Origin of the sequence: Streptomyces coeruleorubidus, from assembly GCF_028885415.1 — a bacterium.
GTDB lineage: Bacteria > Actinomycetota > Actinomycetes > Streptomycetales > Streptomycetaceae > Streptomyces > Streptomyces coeruleorubidus_A.
In genome coordinates this window covers 4,069,822-4,093,861 of sequence record NZ_CP118527.1, presented here as the reverse complement: position 1 = coordinate 4,093,861, position 24,040 = coordinate 4,069,822, and the positions used below count along the sequence as shown (strand labels likewise).

25 protein-coding genes and 1 tRNA gene are annotated in these 24,040 nt (G+C 68.9%); 8 read left to right on the top strand and 18 right to left on the bottom strand.

Annotation, left to right across the window (positions count from 1 at the left end; translation table 11 throughout):
* Positions 1–47: 47 nt before the first annotated feature.
* Positions 48–446, top strand: a complete 399-nt coding sequence (locus PV963_RS18900) for a peptidase inhibitor family I36 protein (RefSeq protein WP_274816910.1) — start codon at positions 48–50, stop codon at positions 444–446.
* Between the two features lie 72 nt (positions 447–518).
* On the opposite strand, the gene PV963_RS18895 is transcribed toward PV963_RS18900, so the two are convergent.
* Both PV963_RS18895 and PV963_RS18890 read right to left on the bottom strand, forming a co-directional pair.
* A complete protein-coding gene (locus PV963_RS18895; protein WP_274816909.1) occupies positions 519–833 on the bottom strand; it encodes a hypothetical protein in 315 nt (104 codons plus the stop codon).
* 29 nt (positions 834–862) lie between these two features.
* Positions 863–2,542: a sodium:solute symporter family protein gene (locus PV963_RS18890; protein ID WP_274816908.1), complete on the bottom strand. Its 1,680-nt coding sequence runs from the start codon at positions 2,540–2,542 to the stop codon at positions 863–865.
* 164 nt (positions 2,543–2,706) lie between these two features.
* On the opposite strand from PV963_RS18890, the gene galT reads away from it, so the two are divergent.
* The 3 genes from galT to galK are packed head-to-tail and all read left to right on the top strand — an operon-like array spanning position 2,707 to position 5,930.
* Positions 2,707–3,768, top strand: a complete 1,062-nt coding sequence (gene galT / locus PV963_RS18885; RefSeq protein WP_274816907.1) for a galactose-1-phosphate uridylyltransferase — start codon at positions 2,707–2,709, stop codon at positions 3,766–3,768.
* Positions 3,765–4,727: a UDP-glucose 4-epimerase GalE gene (galE, locus tag PV963_RS18880; protein ID WP_274816906.1), complete on the top strand. Its 963-nt coding sequence runs from the start codon at positions 3,765–3,767 to the stop codon at positions 4,725–4,727. The genes galT and galE overlap by 4 nt, the downstream gene beginning before the upstream one ends.
* A 27-nt stretch (positions 4,728–4,754) precedes the next feature.
* A complete protein-coding gene (gene galK / locus PV963_RS18875) occupies positions 4,755–5,930 on the top strand; it encodes a galactokinase (RefSeq protein WP_274816905.1) in 1,176 nt (391 codons plus the stop codon).
* Positions 5,931–5,989: 59 nt separating this feature from the next.
* Here galK and PV963_RS18870 read toward each other — a convergent pair whose 3' ends face one another.
* The 3 genes from PV963_RS18870 to PV963_RS18860 all read right to left on the bottom strand — a co-directional run bounded on the left by PV963_RS18870 (position 5,990) and on the right by PV963_RS18860 (position 8,201).
* On the bottom strand, positions 5,990–6,859 hold the full coding sequence (locus PV963_RS18870) for a hypothetical protein (protein WP_274816904.1): 870 nt from the start codon (positions 6,857–6,859) through the stop codon (positions 5,990–5,992).
* A gap of 143 nt (positions 6,860–7,002) precedes the next feature.
* A complete protein-coding gene (locus tag PV963_RS18865; protein ID WP_274816903.1) occupies positions 7,003–7,659 on the bottom strand; it encodes a hypothetical protein in 657 nt (218 codons plus the stop codon).
* An 83-nt stretch (positions 7,660–7,742) separates the two neighbouring features.
* Positions 7,743–8,201, bottom strand: a complete 459-nt coding sequence (locus PV963_RS18860) for a GNAT family N-acetyltransferase (protein WP_274816902.1) — start codon at positions 8,199–8,201, stop codon at positions 7,743–7,745.
* Positions 8,202–8,502: 301 nt separating this feature from the next.
* Here PV963_RS18860 and PV963_RS18855 point away from each other — a divergent pair, with 301 nt between their 5' ends.
* Entirely contained in the window at positions 8,503–9,270 is a 768-nt protein-coding gene (locus tag PV963_RS18855; protein ID WP_031117914.1) for a LuxR C-terminal-related transcriptional regulator, read from the top strand.
* Here PV963_RS18855 and tamR read toward each other — a convergent pair.
* Positions 9,229–9,726: a MarR family transcriptional regulator TamR gene (gene tamR, locus PV963_RS18850; protein ID WP_059416014.1), complete on the bottom strand. Its 498-nt coding sequence runs from the start codon at positions 9,724–9,726 to the stop codon at positions 9,229–9,231. The genes PV963_RS18855 and tamR overlap by 42 nt on opposite strands.
* 149 nt (positions 9,727–9,875) lie before the next feature.
* On the opposite strand from tamR, the gene PV963_RS18845 reads away from it, so the two are divergent.
* Positions 9,876–10,733 carry a trans-aconitate 2-methyltransferase gene (locus tag PV963_RS18845; RefSeq protein WP_274816901.1) on the top strand — a complete coding sequence of 286 codons (858 nt, stop codon included), beginning with the start codon at positions 9,876–9,878 and terminating at the stop codon, positions 10,731–10,733.
* 7 nt (positions 10,734–10,740) lie between these two features.
* Here PV963_RS18845 and PV963_RS18840 read toward each other — a convergent pair whose 3' ends face one another.
* From PV963_RS18840 to PV963_RS18825, 4 genes are read right to left on the bottom strand one after another with little or no spacing between them, the layout of a single operon-like run.
* A complete protein-coding gene (locus PV963_RS18840) occupies positions 10,741–10,989 on the bottom strand; it encodes a type II toxin-antitoxin system RelE family toxin (protein ID WP_274816900.1) in 249 nt (82 codons plus the stop codon).
* Positions 10,986–11,237: a type II toxin-antitoxin system Phd/YefM family antitoxin gene (locus PV963_RS18835; RefSeq protein WP_274816899.1), complete on the bottom strand. Its 252-nt coding sequence runs from the start codon at positions 11,235–11,237 to the stop codon at positions 10,986–10,988. Before PV963_RS18835 ends, PV963_RS18840 begins: the two co-directional genes overlap by 4 nt.
* 41 nt (positions 11,238–11,278) lie before the next feature.
* Entirely contained in the window at positions 11,279–11,956 is a 678-nt protein-coding gene (locus tag PV963_RS18830) for a TetR/AcrR family transcriptional regulator (protein ID WP_274816898.1), read from the bottom strand.
* The gene (locus PV963_RS18825) at positions 11,953–12,969 is read right to left on the bottom strand and encodes an acyl-CoA desaturase (RefSeq protein ID WP_274816897.1); all 1,017 of its coding nucleotides are present in this window, start codon (positions 12,967–12,969) and stop codon (positions 11,953–11,955) included. Before PV963_RS18825 ends, PV963_RS18830 begins: the two co-directional genes overlap by 4 nt.
* A 290-nt stretch (positions 12,970–13,259) precedes the next feature.
* On the opposite strand from PV963_RS18825, the gene ppc reads away from it, so the two are divergent.
* Positions 13,260–15,992 carry a phosphoenolpyruvate carboxylase gene (gene ppc, locus PV963_RS18820; RefSeq protein WP_274816896.1) on the top strand — a complete coding sequence of 911 codons (2,733 nt, stop codon included), beginning with the start codon at positions 13,260–13,262 and terminating at the stop codon, positions 15,990–15,992.
* A gap of 65 nt (positions 15,993–16,057) precedes the next feature.
* Here the strand turns inward: ppc and PV963_RS18815 are convergent, their stop codons facing one another.
* From PV963_RS18815 to PV963_RS18780, 8 genes are all read right to left on the bottom strand, one after another.
* On the bottom strand, positions 16,058–16,753 hold the full coding sequence (locus tag PV963_RS18815) for an LPXTG cell wall anchor domain-containing protein (RefSeq protein ID WP_274816895.1): 696 nt from the start codon (positions 16,751–16,753) through the stop codon (positions 16,058–16,060).
* Positions 16,754–16,902: 149 nt separating this feature from the next.
* Positions 16,903–17,406, bottom strand: a complete 504-nt coding sequence (locus PV963_RS18810) for a hypothetical protein (protein WP_274822056.1) — start codon at positions 17,404–17,406, stop codon at positions 16,903–16,905.
* Positions 17,407–17,448: 42 nt separating this feature from the next.
* Positions 17,449–18,051, bottom strand: a complete 603-nt coding sequence (pth, locus tag PV963_RS18805; protein ID WP_274816894.1) for an aminoacyl-tRNA hydrolase — start codon at positions 18,049–18,051, stop codon at positions 17,449–17,451.
* A 67-nt stretch (positions 18,052–18,118) separates the two neighbouring features.
* Positions 18,119–18,712, bottom strand: a complete 594-nt coding sequence (locus PV963_RS18800) for a 50S ribosomal protein L25/general stress protein Ctc (RefSeq protein ID WP_274816893.1) — start codon at positions 18,710–18,712, stop codon at positions 18,119–18,121.
* A 196-nt stretch (positions 18,713–18,908) separates the two neighbouring features.
* Positions 18,909–19,889, bottom strand: a complete 981-nt coding sequence (locus tag PV963_RS18795) for a ribose-phosphate diphosphokinase (protein WP_274816892.1) — start codon at positions 19,887–19,889, stop codon at positions 18,909–18,911.
* 133 nt (positions 19,890–20,022) lie between these two features.
* Positions 20,023–21,468, bottom strand: a complete 1,446-nt coding sequence (gene glmU, locus PV963_RS18790) for a bifunctional UDP-N-acetylglucosamine diphosphorylase/glucosamine-1-phosphate N-acetyltransferase GlmU (RefSeq protein ID WP_274816891.1) — start codon at positions 21,466–21,468, stop codon at positions 20,023–20,025.
* A 132-nt stretch (positions 21,469–21,600) separates the two neighbouring features.
* A tRNA-Gln gene (locus tag PV963_RS18785) sits at positions 21,601–21,676 on the bottom strand.
* Between the two features lie 14 nt (positions 21,677–21,690).
* Positions 21,691–22,551, bottom strand: coding sequence for a terminase gpP N-terminus-related DNA-binding protein (locus PV963_RS18780; RefSeq protein WP_274816890.1), 861 nt, complete (start codon positions 22,549–22,551; stop codon positions 21,691–21,693).
* A gap of 167 nt (positions 22,552–22,718) precedes the next feature.
* Between PV963_RS18780 and PV963_RS18775 the strand changes: the two genes are divergently transcribed.
* A complete protein-coding gene (locus PV963_RS18775) occupies positions 22,719–24,017 on the top strand; it encodes a sensor histidine kinase (RefSeq protein ID WP_274816889.1) in 1,299 nt (432 codons plus the stop codon).
* The last annotated feature ends 23 nt before the right edge of the window (positions 24,018–24,040 follow it).

Below are 24,040 nucleotides of genomic sequence, written 5' to 3'. Positions count from 1 at the left end.
GACAGGCCCGCCACTCAGCGGGCCGGATCGCGAAACGAGGAGGACCCATGCGCACACGTTCCGTTCTCACCGCGCTCGGCGCGTCCGTCGCCCTCACCCTGGGCGCGGCGAGCGGCGCGGGAGCCGATGTCGGCCCCGCGGCTCCCTTCGAGGACTGCAAGCGCGGGTACATCTGCGTCTACACGGGCCTCAACGGCACCGGAGTCATGCAGAAGTGGCTGGGCGACGACCCCAACTGGCTCGACGGGGACAAGCAGTTCCACGGCAGGGTGAGGTCCATCTGCAACCACGGCACCGAAGACCCCAACAACCTTGAGACGGTGCTTTTCTACTTCCAGACGAACTACAGGTCCTACTACGCGTCGGCCGGGAAGGACTGGTGCGGGAACACCCAGAGCGACGGGTCGAGCGTCAAGCTGAGGTCCCACAAGTGGGTGAAGGCCTAGACACCCCGGCCCATCCACCCAGGCGCCCGCCGGTCAGAAACCCGGCGGGCGTCTCGCGTGCGCGAACGCGCGTTATTGGGGCGGCTTCTCCTCCCCGGGCACGACATCCGGCGGCGGAGCCACAGGCCGCAGCTTCAGCCACACCAGGAAGAACACCCCCAGCGCGAGCATCCCCATCCCGGTCCACAGGTTGATGTTCACACCCTCCGCCTTGTCGATGTCGGCGTCGGACGCCGTGAACCCCGCGATCGTGACGATGACCCCGTAGACCACGAACAGCCCGCCGATGATCCGCCGGATGTCGAACAGCCGCGCAGCCGTCGCCGACTTGCCTTGCAGCTCGGTGACTTCCCGCTGCACGTCCTTCTCCGAGTAGAACTCGGACATGTTCCCTCAACTCCCAGATCAGAAAGCGGTCAGAACGAGAACGGGACATAGCAGGCCGCGGCCAGAATCACCGCGCCCCAGCCCAGCAGGGCCGGCTTGCGGTACCAGGCCTCGTCCCCGGGCGCCGGCGGCTCCGCCATGCCCGGCGAGGTCGTGCCGTAGACCAGCCCCTGGAGTTCCTCGACCGGCTTCGGCGCGGTGAAGAGCGACACCGCCACCATGACGACCGCGCCCGCGACGAACCCCGCGATCGCCGAGACGAAGTTGGCCCCCTGGTCGGAGGGGATGTCGACGATGCCCTGCTTGTAGATCCAGAAGTAGTTCACCATCGCCGCCGTCGTGCCGGCGACCAGGCCCCAGAAGCCGGACTTCATGGACGCCCGCTTCCAGAACATGCCGATGATGAAGACCACGAACATCGGCACGTTGAAGAAGGAGAACAGTGTCTGGAGGTAGCTCATGATGTTGGAGAAGGACGACGCGAGGAACGCCGTGCCGATGGAGGCCAGGACGCCGATCGCGGTGATCAGGCGGCCGAAGCGCACGTAGTACTCGTCCTGGCGCCCCTTCACGACGTACTTCGCCCAGATGTCCGTCGTGAACACCGTGTTGAACGACGACACGTTCGCCGCCATGCCCGCCATGAAGGCGGCGAGCAGACCCGTCACGGCGATGCCCAGCACGCCGTTCGGCAGGAGCTGCTCCATCAGGTAGGGAATCGCGTCGTTGTACTGGAGGTCGGAGCCGGCGGTACCGATCTTCGGGACCAGCACGGCGGCGACCAGACCCGGGATCATCACCAGGAACACGATGAAGATCTTCGGGAACGCGGCGATCAGCGGGGTCCGCTGGGCAGCCGAGAGGTTCTTCGCGGACAGGGCGCGCTGCACCTCGGCGAAATTCGTCGTCCAGTAGCCGAAGGAGAGGACGAACCCGAGGCCGAGGACGATCGTCAGCCAGTTGGCGCCCAGCGGGTTGTCGCTGCCGATACCCGTGCCGCCCCAGGAGGTCATGAAGTCGGCGCCGCGGCTCTGCGTGAGGGAGCCGGACAGGCCGTCCCAGCCGCCCACCTTCTTCAGGCCGAGGACCGAGATCGGGATGAGCGCGGCGAGGATCACGAAGAACTGCAGGACCTCGTTGTAGATCGCCGAGGACAGGCCGCCGAGGGTGATGTACGCCAGGACGAAGAAGCCGGCGACCACGATCGCCACCCACTGCGGCCAGCCCAGCAGCGCCTCGACGACGATGGCCAGGGCGTAGAGGTTGACGCCGGCGATGAGGATGGCGGCGCAGGCGAAGAGGCCCGAGCTGAGCAGGTGCGCCGCCTTGTCGAAGCGCAGCAGCAGGAACTCCGGGACCGAGCGGACCTTGGAGCCGTAGTAGAAGGGCATCATCACCAGGCCGAGGAAGACCATGGCCGGGATGGCGCCGATCCAGTACCAGTGGGTGGTGTAGACGCCGTACTGCGCGCTGTTCGCGGCCATGCCCAGGATCTCGGTGGCGCCCAGGTTGGCGGCGATGAAGGCGAGGCCGGTGACCCAGGCGGGCAGGGAACGGCCGGAGAGGAAGAAGTCGAGGCTGGTCTTCACCGAGCGGCGGGCGGCGAAGCCGATGCCGAGGACGACGACGAAGTAGATGCCGAGGATCGTGTAGTCGAGCCAGTTCGTGGGGAGTCGCAGCTCGGCTGCCAGGTCTGTGGGGGGATGCATGAGCCCTCGCTTCGTTGCGCGAACCGATACCCCGCGGAATCTACGCCTCCGTCTTCAGTGATTGAACACATCTGTTGATGCTCTTTGTTTGATTGTGATGTTGACGATTGTGGGGGGTTGTGTTTTGATATGTTGGGTTATGTTTGAAGGATGAGGAGTCCGGCGTGAAGAAGACCTCGACCCGGCTGGCCGACGGTCGCGAGCTCATCTACTACGACCTGCGTGACGACACCGTGCGGGACGCGGCCGACCGCCGCCCGCTGGACCGCACCGTCACCACGTCCGAGATCCGCCGCGACCCCCTGCTCGGCGACTCGGTCGCCATCGCCTCGCACCGCCAGGGCCGCACCTACCATCCGCCGGCCGACGAGTGCCCCCTGTGCCCCTCCGAGGGCGACCGGCTGAGCGAGATCCCGGACTCGTCGTACGACGTCGTCGTCTTCGAGAACCGCTTCCCCTCGCTGGCCGGCGACTCCGGCCGCTGCGAGGTCGTCTGCTTCACGTCCGACCACAACGCCTCCTTCGCCGACCTCACCGAGGAACAGGCGGGCCTGGTGCTGGAGGCGTGGACGGACCGTACGTCGGAGCTGTCCCATCTCCCCTCCGTCGAGCAGGTGTTCTGCTTCGAGAACCGGGGCGCGGAGATCGGCGTGACCCTCCAGCACACGCACGGGCAGATCTACGCCTACCCCTTCACCACCCCGCGCACCGCCCTGATGCTGCGTTCCGTCGCGGCCCACAAGGAGATGACGGGCGGGGAGAACCTCTTCGACGCCGTCCTGGAGCGTGAACTCGCCGACGAGCGGGTCGTCCTGGAGGGTGAGCACTGGGTGGCCTTCGTGCCGTACACGGCGCACTGGCCGTACGAGGTCCACCTGTACCCCAAGCGCCGCGTGCCCGACCTGCTCGGGCTGGACGAGGCCGCGCGCACAGAGTTCCCCAAGGTTTATCTGGAACTGTTGAGGCGCTTCGACCGGATCTTCGGTGAGGGCGAGCCTCCGACCCCGTACATCGCGGCCTGGCACCAGGCCCCGTTCGGCGCGCTGGAGGAGTTCGACGGGGTCGTGCGTGAGGACTTCGCGCTTCACCTCGAGCTTTTCACCATCCGCCGCACTTCCGGCAAGCTGAAGTTTCTCGCGGGTTCCGAGTCCGGCATGAACGTGTTCATCAACGACGTGCCGCCGGAGCGCGCGGCCGAGCGACTGCGAGAGGTAGCGAGTTCATGAGCGGGAAGTACCTGGTGACGGGCGGCGCGGGTTACGTCGGCAGCGTGGTCGCCCAGCACCTGCTGGAAGCCGGTCACGAGGTCGTCGTTCTCGACAACCTCTCGACCGGATTCCGCGAGGGCGTCCCCGCCGGCGCGACGTTCGTCGAGGGCGACATCCGCGACGCCGCCAAGTGGCTCGACCCCTCCTTCGACGGCGTGCTCCACTTCGCCGCGTTCTCGCAGGTCGGCGAGTCGGTCGTGAAGCCGGAGAAGTACTGGGACAACAACGTCGGCGGCACCATGGCCCTGCTGGCGGCGATGCGCGATGCGGGCGTCCGCAAGCTCGTCTTCTCCTCCACGGCGGCGACGTACGGCGAGCCGGAGCAGGTCCCGATCGTCGAGTCGGCGCCCACCTCCCCGACCAACCCGTACGGCGCCTCGAAGCTCGCCGTCGACCACATGATCACCGGCGAGGCGGCGGCCCACGGACTGGGCGCGGTGTCCTTGAGGTACTTCAACGTGGCCGGGGCGTACGGCGAGCACGGCGAGCGCCACGACCCCGAGTCCCACCTGATCCCGCTCGTCCTGCAGGTCGCGCAGGGCAGGCGCGAGGCGATCTCCGTCTTCGGCGACGACTACCCGACGCCGGACGGCACCTGCGTGCGCGACTACATCCACGTGGCGGACCTGGCCGAGGCCCACCTGCTGGCCCTGAAGGCCGCTGCCCCCGGCGAGCACCTCATCTGCAACCTCGGCAACGGCAACGGCTTCTCCGTCCGCGAGGTCATCGAGACGGTCCGCCGGGTGACGGGCCACCCGATCCCCGAGGTCGTGGCCCCGCGCCGGGGCGGCGATCCGGCGGTCCTGGTGGCATCGGCCGCCACGGCCCGCGAGAAGCTGGGCTGGAACCCGTCCCGCGCGGACCTCGACGGCATCGTCGCGGACGCGTGGGACTTCGCGCAGCGGCGCGGCAACTAGAACGGAACGAAGGGTCAGGGGTCAGGCATGAGCGAGGCTGTTGCCGACACGGTCGCCGGAGCGGTCGCCGAACGGTTCACGGAGCTATACGGCGCCCAGCCGCACGGAGTCTGGGCGGCCCCGGGCCGCGTCAACCTCATCGGCGAGCACACCGACTACAACGACGGCTTCGTCATGCCGTTCGCCCTGCCGCACAAGGCGGTGGCGGCGGTCTCACGCCGCGAGGACGGCGTGCTGCGCCTGCACTCGGCGGACGTCGAAGGCGGGGTGAGCGAACTCCGCCTGGACGACCTGTCCCCCGAGTCGGACAAGAACTGGACGGCGTACCCGGCGGGTGTGGTGTGGGCCCTGCGCGAGGCCGGCCACGCGGTGACCGGCGCGGACATCCACCTGTCCTCCACGGTCCCGTCGGGCGCGGGCCTGTCGTCGTCGGCGGCGCTGGAGGTGGTCGTGGCGCTCGCCCTGAACGACCTGTTCTCCCTCGACCTCCGGGGCTGGCAACTGGCCCGCCTGTGCCAGCGAGCGGAGAACGTCTACGTGGGCGCCCCGGTCGGCATCATGGACCAGACCGCGTCCGCGTGCTGCGAGGCGGGCCACGCCCTCTTCCTCGACACCCGCGACCTCTCCCAGCGCCAGATCCCCTTCGACCTGGCGGCCGAGGGCATGCGCCTGCTCGTGGTCGACACCCAGGTCAAGCACTCCCACAGCGAGGGCGAGTACGGCAAGCGCCGCGCGGGCTGCGAGAAGGGCGCGGCGCTGCTCGGCGTCGACGCCCTGCGGGACGTGCCGTACGCGGAACTGGACGCGGCCCTGGCCCGCCTCGGCGACGAGGAGGAGGTCCGCCGCCTGGTCCGCCACATCGTCACGGAGAACGAGCGCGTCGAACGGGTGGTGTCCTTGCTGGAGTCGGGCGAAACCCGCGCGATCGGCCCGGTCCTGATCGCCGGCCACGCCTCCCTGCGCGACGACTTCCGCATCTCCTGCCCCGAACTGGACCTGGTCGTCGACACGGCCCTCACCTCCGGCGCCCTCGGCGCCCGCATGACCGGCGGCGGCTTCGGCGGCTCGGCGATCGTCCTCGCGGAGGAGACCGACGTGGACGCGATCACCAAGGCGGTACAGGAAGCCTTCGCCGCGGCGGGCTTCACAGCCCCACGCGTGTTCGAGGCGGTGCCGTCGGCAGGGGCGCGGCGCCTGCGCTGACGGACCGAGCGGGCGCCCTCTCCTCGACGAGAAAGGGCGCCCGGTCATTCTCCGCGACGTCAGCGGTTGACGGCCTGGTACTCCTGGACCGGCACCTCGGTGGTGGTGGCGAACATGCCGTTGGGCAGGTCACCGCCCGTGCCGCCCGAGCCTTCCCAGGTGATCTCCCAGGTGAGTGTCGCCTTGAGGGCGTAGGAGCCGTCTCCCGAGGACCGCAGGTACCGCACCCCGCACGGAGGCGTCAGCTCCGCCTTGCCCCTGGCGTACGGCTCTCCGATCGACCCGTCGTCGTTGATCACGCACTCGCCGGACGCCGGAAGGCTCTCCGCGTCCTCCGTCCCCGGATCGATGTGCAGGCTCACCGGCTTGGCGGTCGTGGTCGCCCACAGCCCGGTGCCGGGCAGACTCGCCGTGACGGAAACCGGCTTGAAGGTGCCCTTGTCCAACCAGATCCAGGTGGGAGCGTTCACCGTCGACTTGCCGTTCGGGGCCAGGGAGATCTTGGTCGGGGGTACGACGGTCCGCTGGTGAGCGAGACCGGCGAGGGTCTCGGTGTCGATGGCCTGGGGGACGTCGGGGTTTTCGCCGTTGTCCACCCAGAAGGGTTTGCGCTTGCAGTCGCCGGCGGCAGGGTCATCCTTCATCTTCGGATTCGTGACGGCCACCCACCACATGCCCTCGTCGTTCTTGTCGACGTTGAAGTCCTTGTAGGGGTGGCCTCCCTTGTAACGCGCCTTGTCGTCGGCGATGCCCGCGGGGTCGCCGCCGACAGACTCGTACATCGACCAGTTGGCCTCGGTGTAGGTCTTGAAGTTCTTGGCCTTCCAGTAGGGCTCGTACCAGCAGGCTGGTGGTTCCCAGTCCACGGAGGCGGACGTGATCGTGCCGCTGCCCTTCGAGGGGGTTTTGCCCTCGACCTTGAAAGTCACGCGCGAATTCAGTACCCGCCCTGAAGAGTCACCTGACGTCTCATCGCTCTGGGCACCATTGGTGCCAATCCCTCCAGCGACGGCTGTGTCCACCCCGAGGAAGAACGTCGTGGCTGTCAGCACAGCGAGTGCCACGCGTCGCGTCACGGCTGGCACCTCGCGGAGCCGCGGTCCTCATGGAGCTGCCAGATCTGCCAGACGCCCTGTTCGTTTTTCTTGACGCTGGTGTTGTAGTACACGTAGCTGTCAGGCGAGGTCTCGGTCACCTTCACGTTGTCCGTCTTGAGGTCCTTGACGTTCGCCTTGCTCTCGTCCACGCAGTACGTCAGAGCCGCTGACGTCTCGTCGAACACCGTCACCCGGCGGTCGAAGTAGCGCAGGGTGCCCGCCCAACTGGTCTTGTTGGTGTTGTTGTTCTTCGCGTAGTTGTAGACACCTCTCAGCGCGGTGTCCGTGTAGTAGAAGCCCATACCCGACTTCTTGAGATCGCCGTACGCCACGGCCTGCCACACGGTGCTGACGGACCGCTCGTTGTCCGCCAGGATCGCGTCCTTGATGGCGTCGCCCGCCTGCTGCCCCTCGAAGACCAGCTTCATATCCGACGGCAGCTTGATCTCCGGCCGCTCGATCCCGTCCGCCGTCGCGGACACCGACGGCGAAGCCGACGGCGTATCGGCCGAATCCGCACCTGCGATCTTGTCGGAGGACGACTCGTCACCTCCCCCCGAGCCACAGGCGGTCAGCAGCAGGGCCGCGGATGCGGTGAGCGCGGCTGTCACGAGCCGAGCGGGGCGGTTCACTGTGTCTCCCGTTGATGACGTGGGGGGATAACTCAAGCGAACCAACGCTATCGATGGCCCGAACCGCGACGACAAGGAGGTCTTCAGCCCAGCCGCTTCGTCAGCGTGTACTCCGTGATCCCCGGCGGATAGTCCGGCACCACGCACACCACCTCGTACCCCTGCTTCTCGTAGAAGCGAGGTGCCTGGAAGTCCCACGTCTCCAGGCGGGAAGCGTGGCAGCCCCGTTCGCGGGACGCGATGCGTTCCGCCTGCCACAGGAGCCGGGCGCCGAGGCCCGCGCCGCGGTGGCGTTCGTCGACCCACAGGTAGGTGACGTGGAGCCAGGTCGCCCAGGTGTAGCCGACGAGACCGCCCGCCAGGTCGCCGTCCGTGTCGTTCACAGCCCACACGTGCAACGGGACGTCCCGCTCGCCGGGCGTTCCGCGCAGGGCGCGCAGGACCGGAGAGGCGGCTGTGTTCGTTTCCCGCAGGCGTGTACGGAGCAGATCACGTCGAGCCTTGTCGACTTCTGTCTCAAGACGGAACATGCGGCACACCATAAACGCGTAGGACAGTCAGTTCTGCAAATAACCTTCCGCTCCGGGCCCCCGGCCGTACCCTGATGAACAGCACCGGTGGGGGCCGGTGCCGATCAGGGGGCGAGACAGCCGGGTACGACGCCCGGGGTGGGGGTAGCGGTTTCTGCACGGCGGCGGCCGTGCGGCTGCGGCGACCCGGCCAGGCTGCTGCGAGGACGGACAGATGCAGCAGACCCGGGCACCCCGGCGTCGTACCCGCGCGGTGTCGTCTTCCGACGATGGGGTATCCCCTGCTCTTCAGGAGCCTGGGGAAGGGGGTTACGTGGTTCGCATCCGAGTCCTGGTCGTCGACGACCATCGCATCTTCGCCGAGTCACTCGCGGCGGCCCTGGCCGCCGAGCCCGATGTCGACGTCTCCGCGGCCGGCAGCGGTCCGGCCGCGCTGCGCAGCCTGGAGCGGGCGGTCGCCGAGGGGCGGCGGTTCGACGTGCTGCTCGTCGACGCCGACCTGGGCGGCAAGGTGCCGGGCGCCCGCCCGGCCGTACCCGTGCAGGAGGGCAACGAGGACGGGCTCGTCGACGGCATCTCCCTCGTCACGGGGGTGCGGTCCGCGCAGCCGAACGTCCGGATCGTCGTGCTCGCCGAGAAGGACGATCCGCGCCGGGCCGCGCTGGCGCTGCAGGCCGGGGCCTCCGGGTGGGTGGCCAAGGACTGCTCGCTGTCCCGGCTGCTCACGGTCATCCGGGGTGTGCTGCGCGATGAGACGCATCTGCCGCCCGCCCTGCTGACCGGCGTCCTGCGCGAGCTGACCGCCGCCCGCAAGCACCGCACCGAGAGCGAGCGGCTGGTGGAGTCCCTCACTCCGCGTGAGCGGGAAGTGCTGCGGTGCATGGTGGCGGGGCTGGGGCGCAAGGCCGTCGCCGAGCGCCTGTATCTGTCGCCGCACACGGTGCGCACGCACATGCAGAACGTGCTGGGCAAGCTGGGAGTGCATTCCACGCTCGCCGCCGTCGCCCTCGCCCGGCGGGCCGGAGTCGGGCCCGTCGACCTAGCCGGGGATGTTGTCGAACGGGGCGGTCAGCTGGCGTAGCAGCCCGGCCAGTTCGCCGCGCTGGGCCCGGGTGAGCTCCGCGAGGATCGCGCGCTCCTGGTCCAGCAGACCCGCCAGGGCCTGGTCCGCGCGGTCCCTGCCCTCGTCCGTCAGCCGGACCAGGACGCCTCGGCGGTCGCTGGGGTCGGGGAGGCGTTCCACCAGGCCCTTCTTCGCCAGGCGGTCGATGCGGTTCGTCATCGTGCCCGACGTGACCAGGGTCTGGGTGAGGAGCTGTCCCGGCGAGAGCTGGTAAGGCGTGCCCGCGCGGCGCAGCGCCGTCAGGACGTCGAACTCCCACGGCTCCAAGCCGTGCTCCGAGAAGGCCAGCCGGCGTGCCCGGTCCAGATGCCGGGCCAGTCTGCTCACGCGGCTGAGCACCTCGAGCGGTTCGACGTCGAGGTCCGGGCGCTCCCGGCGCCATGCTGCGACCAGCCGGTCGACCTCGTCCTCCATGACGATCAGTGTAGTGGTTGTGTCGACGTGAAGTCTCTTGATGTCCATTTTCTTGACGTCGAGATAAATTCGGTGTCACGCTGTGTGCGCGATCCTTGCCGTCACCACCAGCAAACCACCAGGACCCCGTCAGGACACCAGGAGGACCCGTGCCCGCAGCCGCCCCCACCTGGGACCCCGCCCAGTACCTCCGCCACGCCGGCCACCGCGCCCGCCCCTTCACCGACCTGCTCGCCCGCGTCTCCGACCTTTCCCCGAGCTCTCAACTTCGTTCGAGCAGGGGAGACCCCTACGGCGACCCTCCCCGCATCGCCGACCTCGGCTGCGGCCCCGGCAACGTCACCGTCCTGCTCGCCGCCCGCTGGCCCACCGCCCGGATCACCGGCTACGACAACTCACGCGAGATGCTCGACAAGGCCCGTGTCGATCACGGGGGGCCCACCCCGGGCGGCGGTCGTCTCGACTTCGCCCACGCCGACGCCCGTACGTGGACCCCGAGCGAGCCCTGCGACCTGATCGTCAGCAACGCCACGCTCCAGTGGGTCCCGGGGCACCTCGACCGGTTCGCCGACTGGGTGGCCGCGCTGAAACCCGCCGGGACCTTCGCCTTCCAGGTACCCGGGAACTTCGACGCCCCCAGCCACCGGCTCATGCGCGACCTCGCCGATTCACCGCGCTGGCGCGACCGGCTCGCCGGCACCCTGCGCCACGCCGACGCCGTGCTCACTCCCGAGGCCTACCTGGAGCGGCTCACCTCGCTCGGCTGCACCGCCGACGTGTGGGAGACGACGTACATCCATCTGCTCCAGGGCGAGGACCCCGTCCTCGACTGGGTGAAGGGCACCGGCCTGCGGCCCGTGCTGACCGCCCTCGCCGATGACCCCGAGGCGCGGGACGGCTTCCTCGCCGAATACCGGGCCGCCCTGCGCGAGGCCTATCCGGCGGGGCCGCACGGCACGCCCTTCCCGTTTCGCAGAGTGTTCGCGGTGGCCCGGAAACGGGCGTGACCGGAGGTCAGGATGTGCGGCCGAGGTGGGTGACGAGGATGCGAATCAGGTCCTCTTCGATGACGTAGAGGACTCGATATTCGCCGACACGGAGTCGGCGGAAGTCTGGGCCGTAGGGGATGGAACTGGCGGGGCGGGGAGTTTCGGCGAGTGCGTCGACGGCTTCATATACGGCAGTGAGGCCGACCGGGTCGTCCTTGAGGAAGCGTACGGCCGCGTTCGTGGCGTTCGGCTCCCAGATGATGCGGTAGGTCACGGACGCAGCCCAAGCATGCGCCCGACCTCTTCGTGTGGGATGCCCTCGGCGAGCGTCCCCTCGGCCTTCCGCCGCTGATAGTCGGCGACGGCGAGCGCGTCTTCAAGATCCTCTATCACTTGCGGAGACACGAGCAGCGCGGCCACATGACCGTGGTCCGTGATGGCGATGGTCTCGCGGCTGTGGGCCGCGCGCCGGACAAGGTCGCCGAGCTGGGAACGGGCCGCGCTGATCGTGATCTCGGTCATGACCGCATGATGCCACAAGCTTCACCTTGTGGACACTGGATTCAGCTCTTGCGGCGCCCTATCAGGTGCGGCTTCGCCTCCAGCCCGTCCAGCCCGTGCCACGCCAGGTTCACCAGGTGCGCGGCCACCTCGGCCTTCTTCGGCTTGCGTACGTCCAGCCACCACTGGCCGGTCAGGGCGACCATGCCGACCAGGGCCTGGGCGTACAGCGGGGCCAGCTTGGGGTCAAAGCCGCGGCTCTTGAACTCGCGGCCCAGGATGTCCTCCACCTGGGTCGCGATGTCCGAGATGAGCGAGGCGAAGGAACCCGTCGACTGAGGGATGGGGGAGTCACGGACCAGGATGCGGAAACCGTCCGTGTACTCCTCGATGTAGTCCAGCAGGGCGAAGGCGGCCTGTTCGCACAGTTCACGGGGGTGACCGGCCGTGAGAGAGCTGGTCACCATGTCCAGTAGGCGCCGCATCTCGCGGTCCACGACCACCGCGTACAGCCCTTCCTTGCCGCCGAAGTGCTCGTACACCACCGGCTTGGAGACCCCGGCCTTCGCCGCGATCTCCTCCACCGACGTGCCCTCGAAACCCTTCGCGGCGAAGAGCGTGCGACCGATCTCCAGCAGCTGCTGGCGGCGCTCGGCACCTGTCATCCGGGTGCGACGCACTCGCCGCGGCTTGTCGTTGCTGGGATTGCTGCTCGAGTCGGTCGCCACAGCGACCATCATGCCGCCTTGACGGGCTCCTTCCCGCGCCGGGAGCCGCCTTCCCCGGTGTTACGCCGCGAATCGATACGCGAGCGTGACGGCCAGCGCACGTCGTACGCCCAGCCGAGCATCTCGAACCAGCGGATCAGCCGGGCGGAGGAGTCCAGCTGGCCGCGCATCACACCGTGCCGCGCGGAGGTGGGGTCGGCGTGGTGCAGGTTGTGCCAGGACTCGCCGCAGGACAGGATCGCCAGCCACCACACGTTGCCCGAACGGTCACGCGACTTGAAGGGGCGCTTGCCCACCGCGTGGCAGATCGAGTTGATCGACCACGTCACGTGGTGCAACAGCGCCACCCGGACGAGCGATCCCCAGAAGAACGCCGTGAACGCGCCCCACCAGGACATCGTCACCAGCCCGCCGATCAGCGCCGGGAGGGCCAGGGACACCACCGTCCACAGGACGAACTGGCGGGAGATCGTGCGGAGCGTCTTGTCCTTGACCAGGTCCGGGGCGTACTTCTCCTGCGACGTCTGCTCTTCGTCGAACATCCACCCGATGTGCGCCCACCACAGGCCCTTCATCAGGGCCGGCAGGGTCTCGCCGAACCGCCACGGCGAGTGCGGGTCACCCTCCGCGTCGGAGAACTTGTGGTGCTTGCGGTGATCGGCCACCCAGCGCACCAGCGGACCCTCGACCGCCATGGACCCCGCGATCGCCAGCGCGATCTTCAGCGGCCGCTTGGCCTTGAAGGAGCCGTGCGTGAAGTGGCGGTGGAAACCGATCGTGATGCCGTGGCACCCCAGGTAGTAGAAGAACACCAGCAGACCGAGGTCCAGCCAGCTCACGCCCCAGCCCCACGCCAGCGGCACGGCCGCCAGCAGCGCGAGGAACGGGACGGTGATGAAGAGGAGGAGGGCGATCTGCTCGATGGAGCGCTTCTGCTCGCCGCCCAGCGTGGCGACGGGTGCTTGATCGGTGGCCTGACCGGACGCCTTCGGGGCGTTCTCGATCACGTCGGAACTACTGGTCATACGCGTCCCCTGGGGGGTATGTGGATGGAGAAGGGGTGCCGGGTCACAAGAACCCCGGTGCTTCCTACGGTTCCGTAACCTACGGCATCGTAAGTATGGCAGCGCGGCGCCCGGCGGCAAGAGCCCGCGAGCTGCGCGTCCTGGCCGACACCTATCCTGGAGTCGGTCGGACAGCGCGGTCCGCTCTGATTTTTTCCCGGATGTCCGGTCCGTATGCGGCGCCCGCCGCGCGAGACGCCGTCCGGGTACCCCCTCCCAGACGAGCTTCAACACTGCAAGGAGCCGCACCTGTGAGCAGTGCCGACGACCAGACCACGACGACGAGCAGTGAGCTGCGTGCCGACATCCGCCGACTGGGTGACCTCCTCGGAGAGACCCTCGTCCGGCAGGAGGGTCCTGAGCTCCTGGAGCTCGTCGAGAAGGTCCGCCGCCTCACCCGTGAGGACGGCGAGGCCGCCGCCGAGCTGCTGCGCGGCACCGAACTCGACACCGCGGCCAAGCTGGTCCGCGCCTTCTCCACCTACTTCCACCTGGCCAACGTCACCGAGCAGGTCCACCGCGGCCGCGAGCTGCGCGCCCGGCGCGCCGCCGAGGGCGGACTGCTCGCCCGCACGGCCGACCGCCTCAAGGACGCCGACCCCGAGCACCTGCGCCAGACGGTCCGCCACCTCAATGTTCGTCCCGTGTTCACGGCACACCCCACCGAGGCCGCGCGCCGGTCGGTCCTGAACAAGCTCCGGCGCATCGCCGCGCTCCTGGAGACCCCGGTCATCGAGTCCGACCGCCGCCGCCTCGACATCCGGCTGGCCGAGAACATCGACCTCGTCTGGCAGACCGACGAACTGCGCGTCGTCCGCCCCGAGCCCGCCGACGAGGCCCGCAACGCCATCTACTACCTGGACGAACTGCACGCGGGCGCCGTCGGCGACGTCCTGGAGGACCTCACCGCGGAACTGGAACGCGCCGGCGTCAAGCTCCCCGACGACACCCGCCCCCTGACCTTCGGCACCTGGATCGGCGGCGACCGCGACGGCAACCCGAACGTCACCCCCCAGGTCACCTGGGACGTCCTCATCCTCCAGCACGAGCACGGCATCAACGACGCCCTGGAGACGATCGACGAACTCCGCGGCTTCCTGTCGAACTCCATCCGCTACGCCGGCGCCACCGAGGAACTGCTGAGCTCCCTCCAGGCCGACCTGGACAACCTCCCCGAGATCAGCCCCCGCTACAAGCGCCTCAACGCCGAGGAGCCCTACCGGCTCAAGGCCACCTGCATCCGGCAGAAGCTGGAGAACACCAAGCAGCGCCTCGCCAAGGGCACCTCGCACGTGCCGGGCCGCGACTACCTCGGCACCAGCGAACTGATCAACGACCTGCGGATCATCCAGACCTCCCTGCGCGAACACCGCGGCGGCCTCTTCGCCGACGGCCGCCTCGCCCGCACCATCCGCACCCTGGCCGCCTTCGGTCTCCAGCTCGCCACCATGGACGTACGCGAACACGCGGACGCCCACCACCACGCCCTCGGCCAGCTGTTCGACCGGCTCGGCGAGGAATCCTGGCGGTACGCGGACATGCCCCGCGACTACCGCACCAAGCTGCTCGCCAAGGAACTGCGCTCCCGCCGCCCCCTCGCCCCCACCCCGGCACCCGTGGACGCGCCCGGCGAGAAGACCCTCGGCGTCTTCCAGACCGTCAAGCGGGCCCTGGAGGTCTTCGGGCCCGAGGTCATCGAGTCGTACATCATCTCCATGTGCCAGGGCGCCGACGACGTCTTCGCCGCCGCCGTCCTCGCCCGCGAGGCCGGCCTGATCGACCTGCACGCCGGCTGGGCCAAGATCGGCATCGTGCCGCTGCTGGAGACCACCGACGAGCTCAAGGCCGCCGACACCATCCTCGAGGACATGCTCTCCGACCCGTCCTACCGGCGCCTCGTCGCGCTCAGGGGCGACGTCCAGGAGGTCATGCTCGGCTACTCCGACTCCTCCAAGTTCGGCGGCATCACCACCAGCCAGTGGGAGATCCACCGCGCCCAGCGCCGCCTGCGCGACGTCGCCCACCGCTACGGCGTCCGCCTGCGCCTCTTCCACGGCCGCGGCGGCACCGTCGGACGCGGCGGCGGCCCCACCCACGACGCCATCCTCGCCCAGCCCTGGGGCACCCTGGAGGGCGAGATCAAGGTGACCGAGCAGGGCGAGGTCATCTCCGACAAGTACCTCATCCCGTCCCTCGCCCGGGAGAACCTCGAACTCACCGTCGCGGCCACCCTCCAGGCCTCCGCCCTGCACACCGCACCCCGCCAGTCCGTCGAGGCCCTCGCCCGCTGGGACGCCGCCATGGACGTCGTCTCCGACGCCGCCCACGCCGCCTACCGCCGCCTCGTCGAGGACCCCGACCTGCCGACGTACTTCCTCGCGTCGACGCCGGTGGACCAGCTCGCCGACCTGCACCTGGGCTCCCGGCCCTCCCGCCGCCCCGGCTCCGGCGTCTCGCTCGACGGCCTGCGGGCCATCCCGTGGGTGTTCGGCTGGACCCAGTCCCGGCAGATCGTCCCCGGCTGGTTCGGCGTCGGCTCCGGCCTCAAGGCCCTGCGCGAGGCAGGCCTGGACACCGTCCTCGACGAGATGTACGGCCAGTGGCACTTCTTCCGCAACTTCATCTCCAACGTCGAGATGACCCTGGCCAAGACCGACCTGCGGATCGCCCAGCACTACGTCGACACCCTCGTCCCCGACGAGCTCAAGCACGTCTTCGACACCATCAAGGCCGAACACGAACTCACCGTGACCGAGGTACTGCGGGTCACCGGCGAACAGGAACTCCTCGACGCCGAGCCCGTCCTCAAGCAGACCTTCACCATCCGCGACGCCTACCTCGACCCCATCTCCTACCTCCAGGTCGCCCTGCTCAAGCGGCAGCGCGACGCGGCCGCCGCCGGCGAACAGCCCGACCCGCTCCTCGCCCGCGCCCTGCTCCTCACCGTCAACGGCGTGGCAGCGGGCCTGCGCAACACCGGCTGAGCCGCTCCCCGGACACCACCGTGCCCCCGAGCCCGTACGGACTCGGGGGCACGGCGCGTTCCGCGTCAGCCGCGGTTGACCTTCCGGCGACGGAACGCCAGGAACCCACCGCCCGCGACCAGCACCGCCGCCACACCGGACAGCAGCCCCACCGGAGCCCCGCTGCCCGTCTCGGCGAGGTCACCGCCTGCCCCGCCCCGCGGCGACGGCGACGACGACGACGCGGGCACTCCCTCGCCGGCCGGCGAACTCGGCGACCCCGACGTCCCCGGCTCCGCCGACGGCGCCTGAGACACCCCGGACGAGGGCGACGGGGAAGCCGCCCCGGACGGCGCCGAACCACCGGGCTCCCGCCCGTCCTCGCAGTCCGTCCAGAACACCTTGTGCTTGCCGGCACCCTTCTCGCCGTCGAAGTTCCAGAACAGCTTGTAGTGCCCGTCCGGCAGCGACAGCTCCTCCGTCCGGCCGTGGCCCTCAGCATCCAGCGTGAGCGCGCCCGACTTCACCGCCTCCCCCCTGTTCTCACTCGGCGGGATCGCGTCGATGTGCCAGTCGACCTCCTGGCCGCCGTCAAAACCGAAAGCGTCCAGGTAGAACGTGCACACGTGCGGCTCGTTGCGGCGCAGCTCCTCGCCCGTCGAGGCATCGTGGATCTTGACCGTGCCGTTGTCACCGGGAGGGGCCGCCTGCGCGGCCGGAGCGAGCAGGAGAACCGCGGAAGCGGCGGCGACGACAGCGCCGGCGCGCGAAGGAGTTCGCATCGAGAAGTCATCCATCTTCGAGAAGTGACCGGGAAGATGTGGAGGGGGCGGCTCAGCTTCCAGCCACGCCCGACCGCCCGTCAATCACGAAGCGACAACGCTCGGCCCTCCACAGAACTGGAGAACGCCACAACCCCTCGGACGGTCACTCAGACGGTCACGAAAGCGGCCGTCAGCAACGCCACCCCCGACAACGCCATCACCCACGCCGCCCGCGTGCGCAGCAGGCCGCCCGCCACCACCACCGACGCCAGCAACAGCGCACCACCCAGCGGAATCCAGGCGTACAGCACCCCGGCCGGGCCCGAACGCACCGCGTCATCGCTGCCGGGCTTCACGACCACCGTGTAGGTCCGGCCCTTCTGCACCGCGACCGACTTCTCCAGGACCACCCTCGACCGCGGCTGCGAACCCTCCGACAGCGGCGCGTACGGCCCCGTGCACGTGTCCTGCCCGCACCGCGTCACATCGACCGTGCCACGCTCCCGGCCCTTCGTCAGCATCACGTGCTGCGCCGTACCCCACGACGCCCACACACCCGCGATCAGGATCAGCACCGCGACCGCACCCATCGCCGCGAACCGCCCGAACCGCAACACGGCATGGGCGCTCTGGCGAGTGACGGCAGCAGAGGCAGGCATGGCCGGGATCATTGGCCATACCCCCACGGCCGGTCAACTCCCGAGGGTGACAAGTCAGGAGTTGTACGTACTCTGCGCCCGCTCCAGCCCCTCGATCACCAGACACTCCACCGCGTCCGCCGCCCGGTCCACGAAGTAGTCCAGCTCCTTGCGCTCCGCCGACGAGAAATCCCTCAGCACGAAATCCGCCACCGGCATCCGACCCGGCGGCCGGCCGATCCCGAACCGCACCCGGTGATAGTCCGCCCCGAACGCCTTCGTCATCGACTTCAGCCCGTTGTGCCCGTTGTCCCCGCCGCCCAGCTTCAGCCGCAGCATCCCGTAATCGATGTCCAACTCGTCATGAATCGCCACCACATGGGCCACCGGCACCTTGTAGAAGTCCCGCAGCGCGTTCACCGGCCCGCCCGACAGATTCATGTACGACATCGGCTTCGCCAGAATCACCCGCCGGCTGGGCGGCCCCGGCGGCCCGATCCGGCCCTCGACGACCTGCGCCTGCGCCTTCCCGGCCCGCTTGAACCTCCCCCCGATCCGCTCCGCCAGCAGATCGGCAACCATGAAGCCCACGTTGTGCCGGTTACCCGCGTACTCCGGCCCCGGATTGCCCAGCCCCACGATCAGCCAGGGAGCGGCGGCATCGGTCGTCACGTCCATGTCTCCTTCATACGCGTCGGCCGCTGCTCCGCACGGGAACAGCGGCCGACGAAACGACGACGAGGGATCAGGCCTCGGCGGCCTCTGAACCCTCTTCCTCGCCCTCGGAAGGCTCCTCGGCCTGCGCGGCCAGGACCTGCAGGACGACGGTGTCCTCCTCGACGTCCAGCGTCGTGCCCTTCGGCAGCGGGATGTCCTTGGCCAGGATCGAGTCACCGGCCGCCAGACCCTCGACGGAGACGGTCACGGACTCCGGGATGTGCGTGGCCTCGGCCACCACCGGAAGCGCGTTCAGCACGTGCTCCAGCAGGTTGCCGCCCGGCGCCAGCTCACCCTCGGTGTGGACGTAGATCTCGACGTTGACCTGCTCGCCACGCTTCACCAGCTGCAGGTCCACGTGCTCCAGGAAACCCTTCAGCGGGTCACGCTGCACGGCCTTCGGAATCGCCAGCTCGTTCTGCTTGCCGTCGATGTCCAGCGCGATCAGCACGTTCGGCGTACGCAGCGCCATCAGCAGGTCGTGACCCGGCAGGGTCAGGTGCAGCGGGTCCGAACCGTGCCCGTACAGAACACCCGGAACCTTGGATTCACGACGGATACGGCGCGCGGCACCCTTGCCGAACTCGGTGCGCGTCGCGGCGGAGATCTTCACCTCGGACATAAACACTCCTCGAAGTCAGAAACGGACGTGGTCACCCGGCCACGAACGGCCTGCTACGAAGAGCGCGTCGATAACGGACCGCCGTACAAGCCTCCAGAAGAAGCGGTACGGCCTCCCTCGCCGAGCAACTTCAGCAGTCTACTCGGCGAGGGAGGCCGCACCCAAAACGATCTACACAAGCCCGACCAAGGGGCCCCTACTGGTCGTCGAACAGGCTCGTCACCGAACCGTCCTCGAACACCTCACGCACCGCGTTCGCGATCGTCGGCGCGATCGACAGCACCGAGATCTTGTCCAGGTCCCCGCTCAGCTCACCCGGCGTCGGCAGCGTGTTCGTGAACACGAACTCACTCACCCGCGAGTTCTTCAGCCGGTCCGCCGCCGGACCCGACAGCACACCGTGCGTCGCCGTCACGATCACGTCCTCCGCGCCGTGCGCGAACAGCGCGTCCGCCGCGGCACAGATCGTCCCACCCGTGTCGATCATGTCGTCCACCAGGACACACACGCGACCCTTCACCTCACCCACGACCTCGTGGACGGTGACCTGGTTCGCGACATCCTTGTCCCGGCGCTTGTGCACGATCGCCAGCGGTGCACCCAGCCGGTCGCACCAGCGGTCGGCGACCCGAACCCGACCCGCGTCCGGAGACACGACCGTCAGCTTGTCCCGGTCCACCTTCCGCCCCACGTAATCCGCCAGCAGCGGCAACGCGAACAGGTGATCCACCGGACCGTCGAAGAAGCCCTGGATCTGGTCCGTGTGCAGATCCACGGTCAGGATCCGGTCCGCGCCCGCGGTCTTCATCATGTCCGCGATCAGACGCGCCGAAATCGGTTCACGTCCCCGGTGCTTCTTGTCCTGCCGCGCGTAACCGTAGAACGGCACGATGACGGTGATGGAGCGGGCCGACGCACGCTTCAGTGCGTCGATCATGATCAACTGCTCCATGATCCACTTGTTGATCGGAGCCGTGTGGCTCTGGATCAGGAAGCAGTCGGCACCACGTGCCGACTCCTGATAACGCACATAGATCTCGCCGTTCGCGAAGTCGAAGGCCTTCGTCGGGACGACCCCGACACCCAACTGCTGGGCGACCTCCTCGGCAAGCTCGGGGTGGGCGCGGCCGGAGAAGAACATCAACTTCTTCTCGCCGGTCGTCTTGATCCCGGTCACAGCACTGTCTCCTCAGAGGTGTCGCAGCTGGGTGTCGAGAGACCTCTCAGCCGGCTTGCTGGAGGCCGTCTCAGCTGGTGGGGTGCGGGTATGCACTTATCACCGTACGCCGTGTTCTAGGCACCGGTTTCGGTCAGCCCTCGTCGGCCGACCCCCGGGAAGCCGCCTCCGCCGCCTTCGCGGCCGCGCTCCCCGGACGCTTTCGAGCCACCCAACCCTCGATATTCCGCTGCTGACCACGGGCCACGGCCAGCGAACCGGGCGGCACATCCTTCGTGATCACGGACCCGGCAGCGGTGTACGCGCCGTCCCCGACCGTGACAGGCGCCACAAACATGTTGTCCGAGCCCGTGCGGCAGTGCGAACCGATCGTCGTGTGGTGCTTCTCCTGACCGTCGTAGTTCACGAACACGCTCGCCGCACCGATGTTCGTGTGCTCACCGATCGTCGCGTCACCGACATACGACAGGTGAGGCACCTTCGTCCCCTCACCGATGGAGGCGTTCTTCGTCTCCACGTACGTCCCGATCTTGCCCTTGGCGCCCAGCCGGGTCCCCGGACGCAGATACGCGTACGGCCCGACGCTCGCCTCCGCGCCCACCTCCGCGCCCACGGCCACGGTGTTGTCGACCCGCGCGCCGGCGCCGATCCGGGTGTCGGTCAGCCGGCAGTTGGGCCCGACCTCGGCGCGCTCGCCGAGGTGCGTCGACCCCTGCAGCTGTGTGCCCGGGTGGACGACGGCGTCCTGCTCGAACGTGACGGTGACATCGACCCAGGTGGTCGCCGGATCGATGACCGTGACACCGGACAGCATGGCCTCGGTGACCAGCCGGTCGTTGAGGATGCGACGGGCCTCGGAGAGCTGCACGCGGTTGTTGATGCCGGCGATCTCCCGGTGGTCCGCGGCCACGGAGGCGCCCACGCGGTGCCCGGCCTCACGCAGGATCCCCAGGACATCGGTCAGGTACTCCTCGCCCTGACTGTTGTCGGTCCGCACCTTCTTCAGCGCGTCGGCGAGCAGCTGCCCGTCGAACGCGAACACCCCCGAGTTGATCTCACGGATCGACCGCTGGGCGTCGGTGGCGTCCTTGTGCTCCACGATCGCCGTCACGGCACCCGAGTCGTCCCGCACGATCCGGCCATAGCCGGTCGCGTCCGGCACCTCGGCGGTCAGCACGGTGACCGCGTTGCCGTCGGCGCAGTGCGTGGCGGACAGGGCCTGGAGCGTCGCGCCGGTGAGCAGGGGAGTGTCCCCGCACACGACGACAACGGTCCCGTCGACCGCCCCGCCGAGCTCTTCCAGCCCCATCCGTACGGCGTGCCCGGTGCCGTTCTGCTCCGCCTGTACCGCTGTGCGGACGTCCGGTGCGATCTCGCCGAGATGGGCGGTGACCTTCTCACGGGCGTGGCCGACCACGACGACCAGGTTCTCGGGGTGCAGCTCGCCCGCGGCGGCGAGCACGTGTCCCACGAGACTGCGGCCGCAGAGCTCGTGCAGGACCTTGGGTGTGGCCGACTTCATACGGGTGCCCTCACCCGCTGCGAGAACGACGACGGCTGCCGGGCGGTTGGCGCTCACGGGATGCCCTTCGGCTGTGGATGGGGTGGGGTGACATCCGCAGGATACCGGGGGGTTTTGTGGGGGGTGTGGGTGTGGGGCCTGACCGGGGGGTCACGCGGTCAGGCCCCGAACCGAGGCTCTGGGGGCCGCTGGCTCCCCCGCAAGGATTCGAACCTTGTCCTGCTGGTACCAAAAACCAGTGTGCTGCCAGTTACACCACGGGGGACAGCGCCTCAGACCTTACCGGAGACGTGCCTCAGCGTGGGCAACGATGCCGCTCCACCAGCCCTCGATGCGGTTGTACAGCTCGGCACTTCGGGCCACCGTCACGACGAGGCAGCCGTGGTAGTCGTCGCCGGTGTTCTTGCGGACGGTTTTCGGGTTGTGCTTCTTCAGCGTCGGCCGGGCGAAGACCGACGAGTCGACGTCAGCCAGGTCTGCCCAATAGCGCTGCGCCGCGTCCACGTCCGCTGATTCGTGGATGAGTACCCGGAAGCGCAGGCGTTCCCGGCTCACCCCGAGCAGGTCGAGCCAGGCGAGGTAGACCCGGATCACTCCAGGGTCACTGTTGACGAAGACGACCCTCTCGCGCCGGTCGTACGGCTTGCTCTTGGCGCCCTCGGCCCAGTAGAGCGCGACGCCCGTCAGGAACAGCTCCCTGTCCGTGAGGTCGCCCACCTCCTGTGTTGCGCTTTCCTTGGTGCGCTTGCGCTCTTCGTCCTGTGTGGCGCGGAGCCGGGCGAGACCCGCTTGCATGAGTGCCCGCTGTTCCTCCGGCGTGTACCGGGGCTCCGGCTTCGGGAGGTCCCTCACCCACAGTGATACCGAGCTCCTCGAGCACCCCAGCTCCGCCTCGATCTGGTCGTACGTCCAGCCCTGGAGCCGGAGTTCCCTCGCCCTCTGCCGTAGGTCGTCCTTCGCGTTCGGGCGCTTCGTCCAGGCCGGCGGCGGCTCCCCCTTCACCAGTTGGTTGAGGATGTCGTTGTTGAAGATCTTCAGCTCGTCGCGGATCTGCCGAAGGCTGTAGCCCGCGCGCCGCAGCGCCACCGCCCTCTCCCGCAGTCCCTCGAAGTCGGCGTATTTGCCAGTGGCATGTGTCATACGCATACCGTCCGGGCGGAATGGAGGGTTCCGGGATCGAACGGTGAGCGATTCAGCAGTTCGAGGGATATCGGGCCGTATCGCTGCCGAACGGTCACGGAGTGTGGTGTAGGCCAGTCCGGGAAACTCACCGGAAAACCGGCTGTGGGCGCCCGTAGGCTGGAGCCATGACCGCGACGGGGGAAGAGCATGTGACGGCCCGGGGAGGGTCGTGGTGGTGGGCCAGACGGCGTAGTGCCGTGTTCGATGTGAGCTTGGCCGTGGTGTCGGCGCTGGAGTGCGGGGCGGAGGGCTTTCCGTTCGCCAGGGACGCGGGGATCCCGGTGGCCGCGGGGGTCGTTTTCGGCTTGCTGGCCGGGTCCGTGCTGCTCCTGCGGCGGCGGTGGCCGATCGCCGTCGTGCTGGTCTCGATCGCCATCACGCCGGCCCAGATGGGTTTCCTGATGGGCATCGTCGGCCTCTACACGCTGGCCGCGTCCGAGCTGCCCCGGCGGATCATCGGCTCGCTTGCGGGGATGTCGCTGGTGGCAACGCTCATCGTGACGTTCGTGAAGACGCGGCAGGACATGGTGCGGGGCGATCTGGACATAGGGGACTGGTTCGTGCCCTTCGCGGCCATCACGATGTCGCTCGGCTTCACGGCGCCCCCGGTGCTGCTCGGTCTGTACGTGGGTGCCCGGCGGCGGCTGATGGAGAGCCTGCGGGAGCGTGCGGACAGTCTGGAGCGGGAGCTTCAGCTGCTCGCGGAGCGGGCGGAGGAGCGGGCCGAGTGGGCCCGGAACGAGGAGCGGACGCGGATCGCCCGGGAGATGCACGACGTGGTCGCGCATCGGGTGAGTCTGATGGTCGTGCATGCCGCCGCGCTGCAGGCCGTGGCGCGCAAGGATCCCGAGAAGGCCGTCAGGAACGCCGCGCTCGTGGGGGACATGGGACGGCAGGCGCTGACCGAGCTGCGGGAGATGCTCGGGGTGCTGCGCAGTGGCGGGGGCGAGCGGCGTGAGCGTGCCGCGTCGGTGCCGTTGGCGGCGGTGGGGGTGGCTGCCGCGGCGGCGGCTTCGCGGGCCGCCGATGACGAGGGGCCGTGTCTGGCGGAGATCGAGGAGTTGGTCGGGCAGTCGGCCGCGGCGGGGATGGTGGTCGATCTGTCGGTGGAGGGGGATGCCCGGTCGTATCCGCCGCAGGTGGAGCAGACGGCGTATCGGGTGGTGCAGGAGGCGTTGACGAACGTCCACAAGCACGCGGCCGGGGCGAAGACGTATGTGCGGCTGGCGCATCGGGTGTCGGAGATCGCGATGCAGGTGGAGAACGAGCCGCCCGAGGCGGCGGCGTCGTCGGCGCGGTTGCCGTCCGGGGGGAACGGGCTGGTGGGGATGAAGGAGCGGGTTGCCGCGCTGGGCGGGGTGTTCGTGTCGGGGCCGACGGACGCGGGGGGTTTTCGGGTGTCCGCGGTGATTCCGGCGTCGTAGCCGCCCCCGCGGCCTTGTGCGGC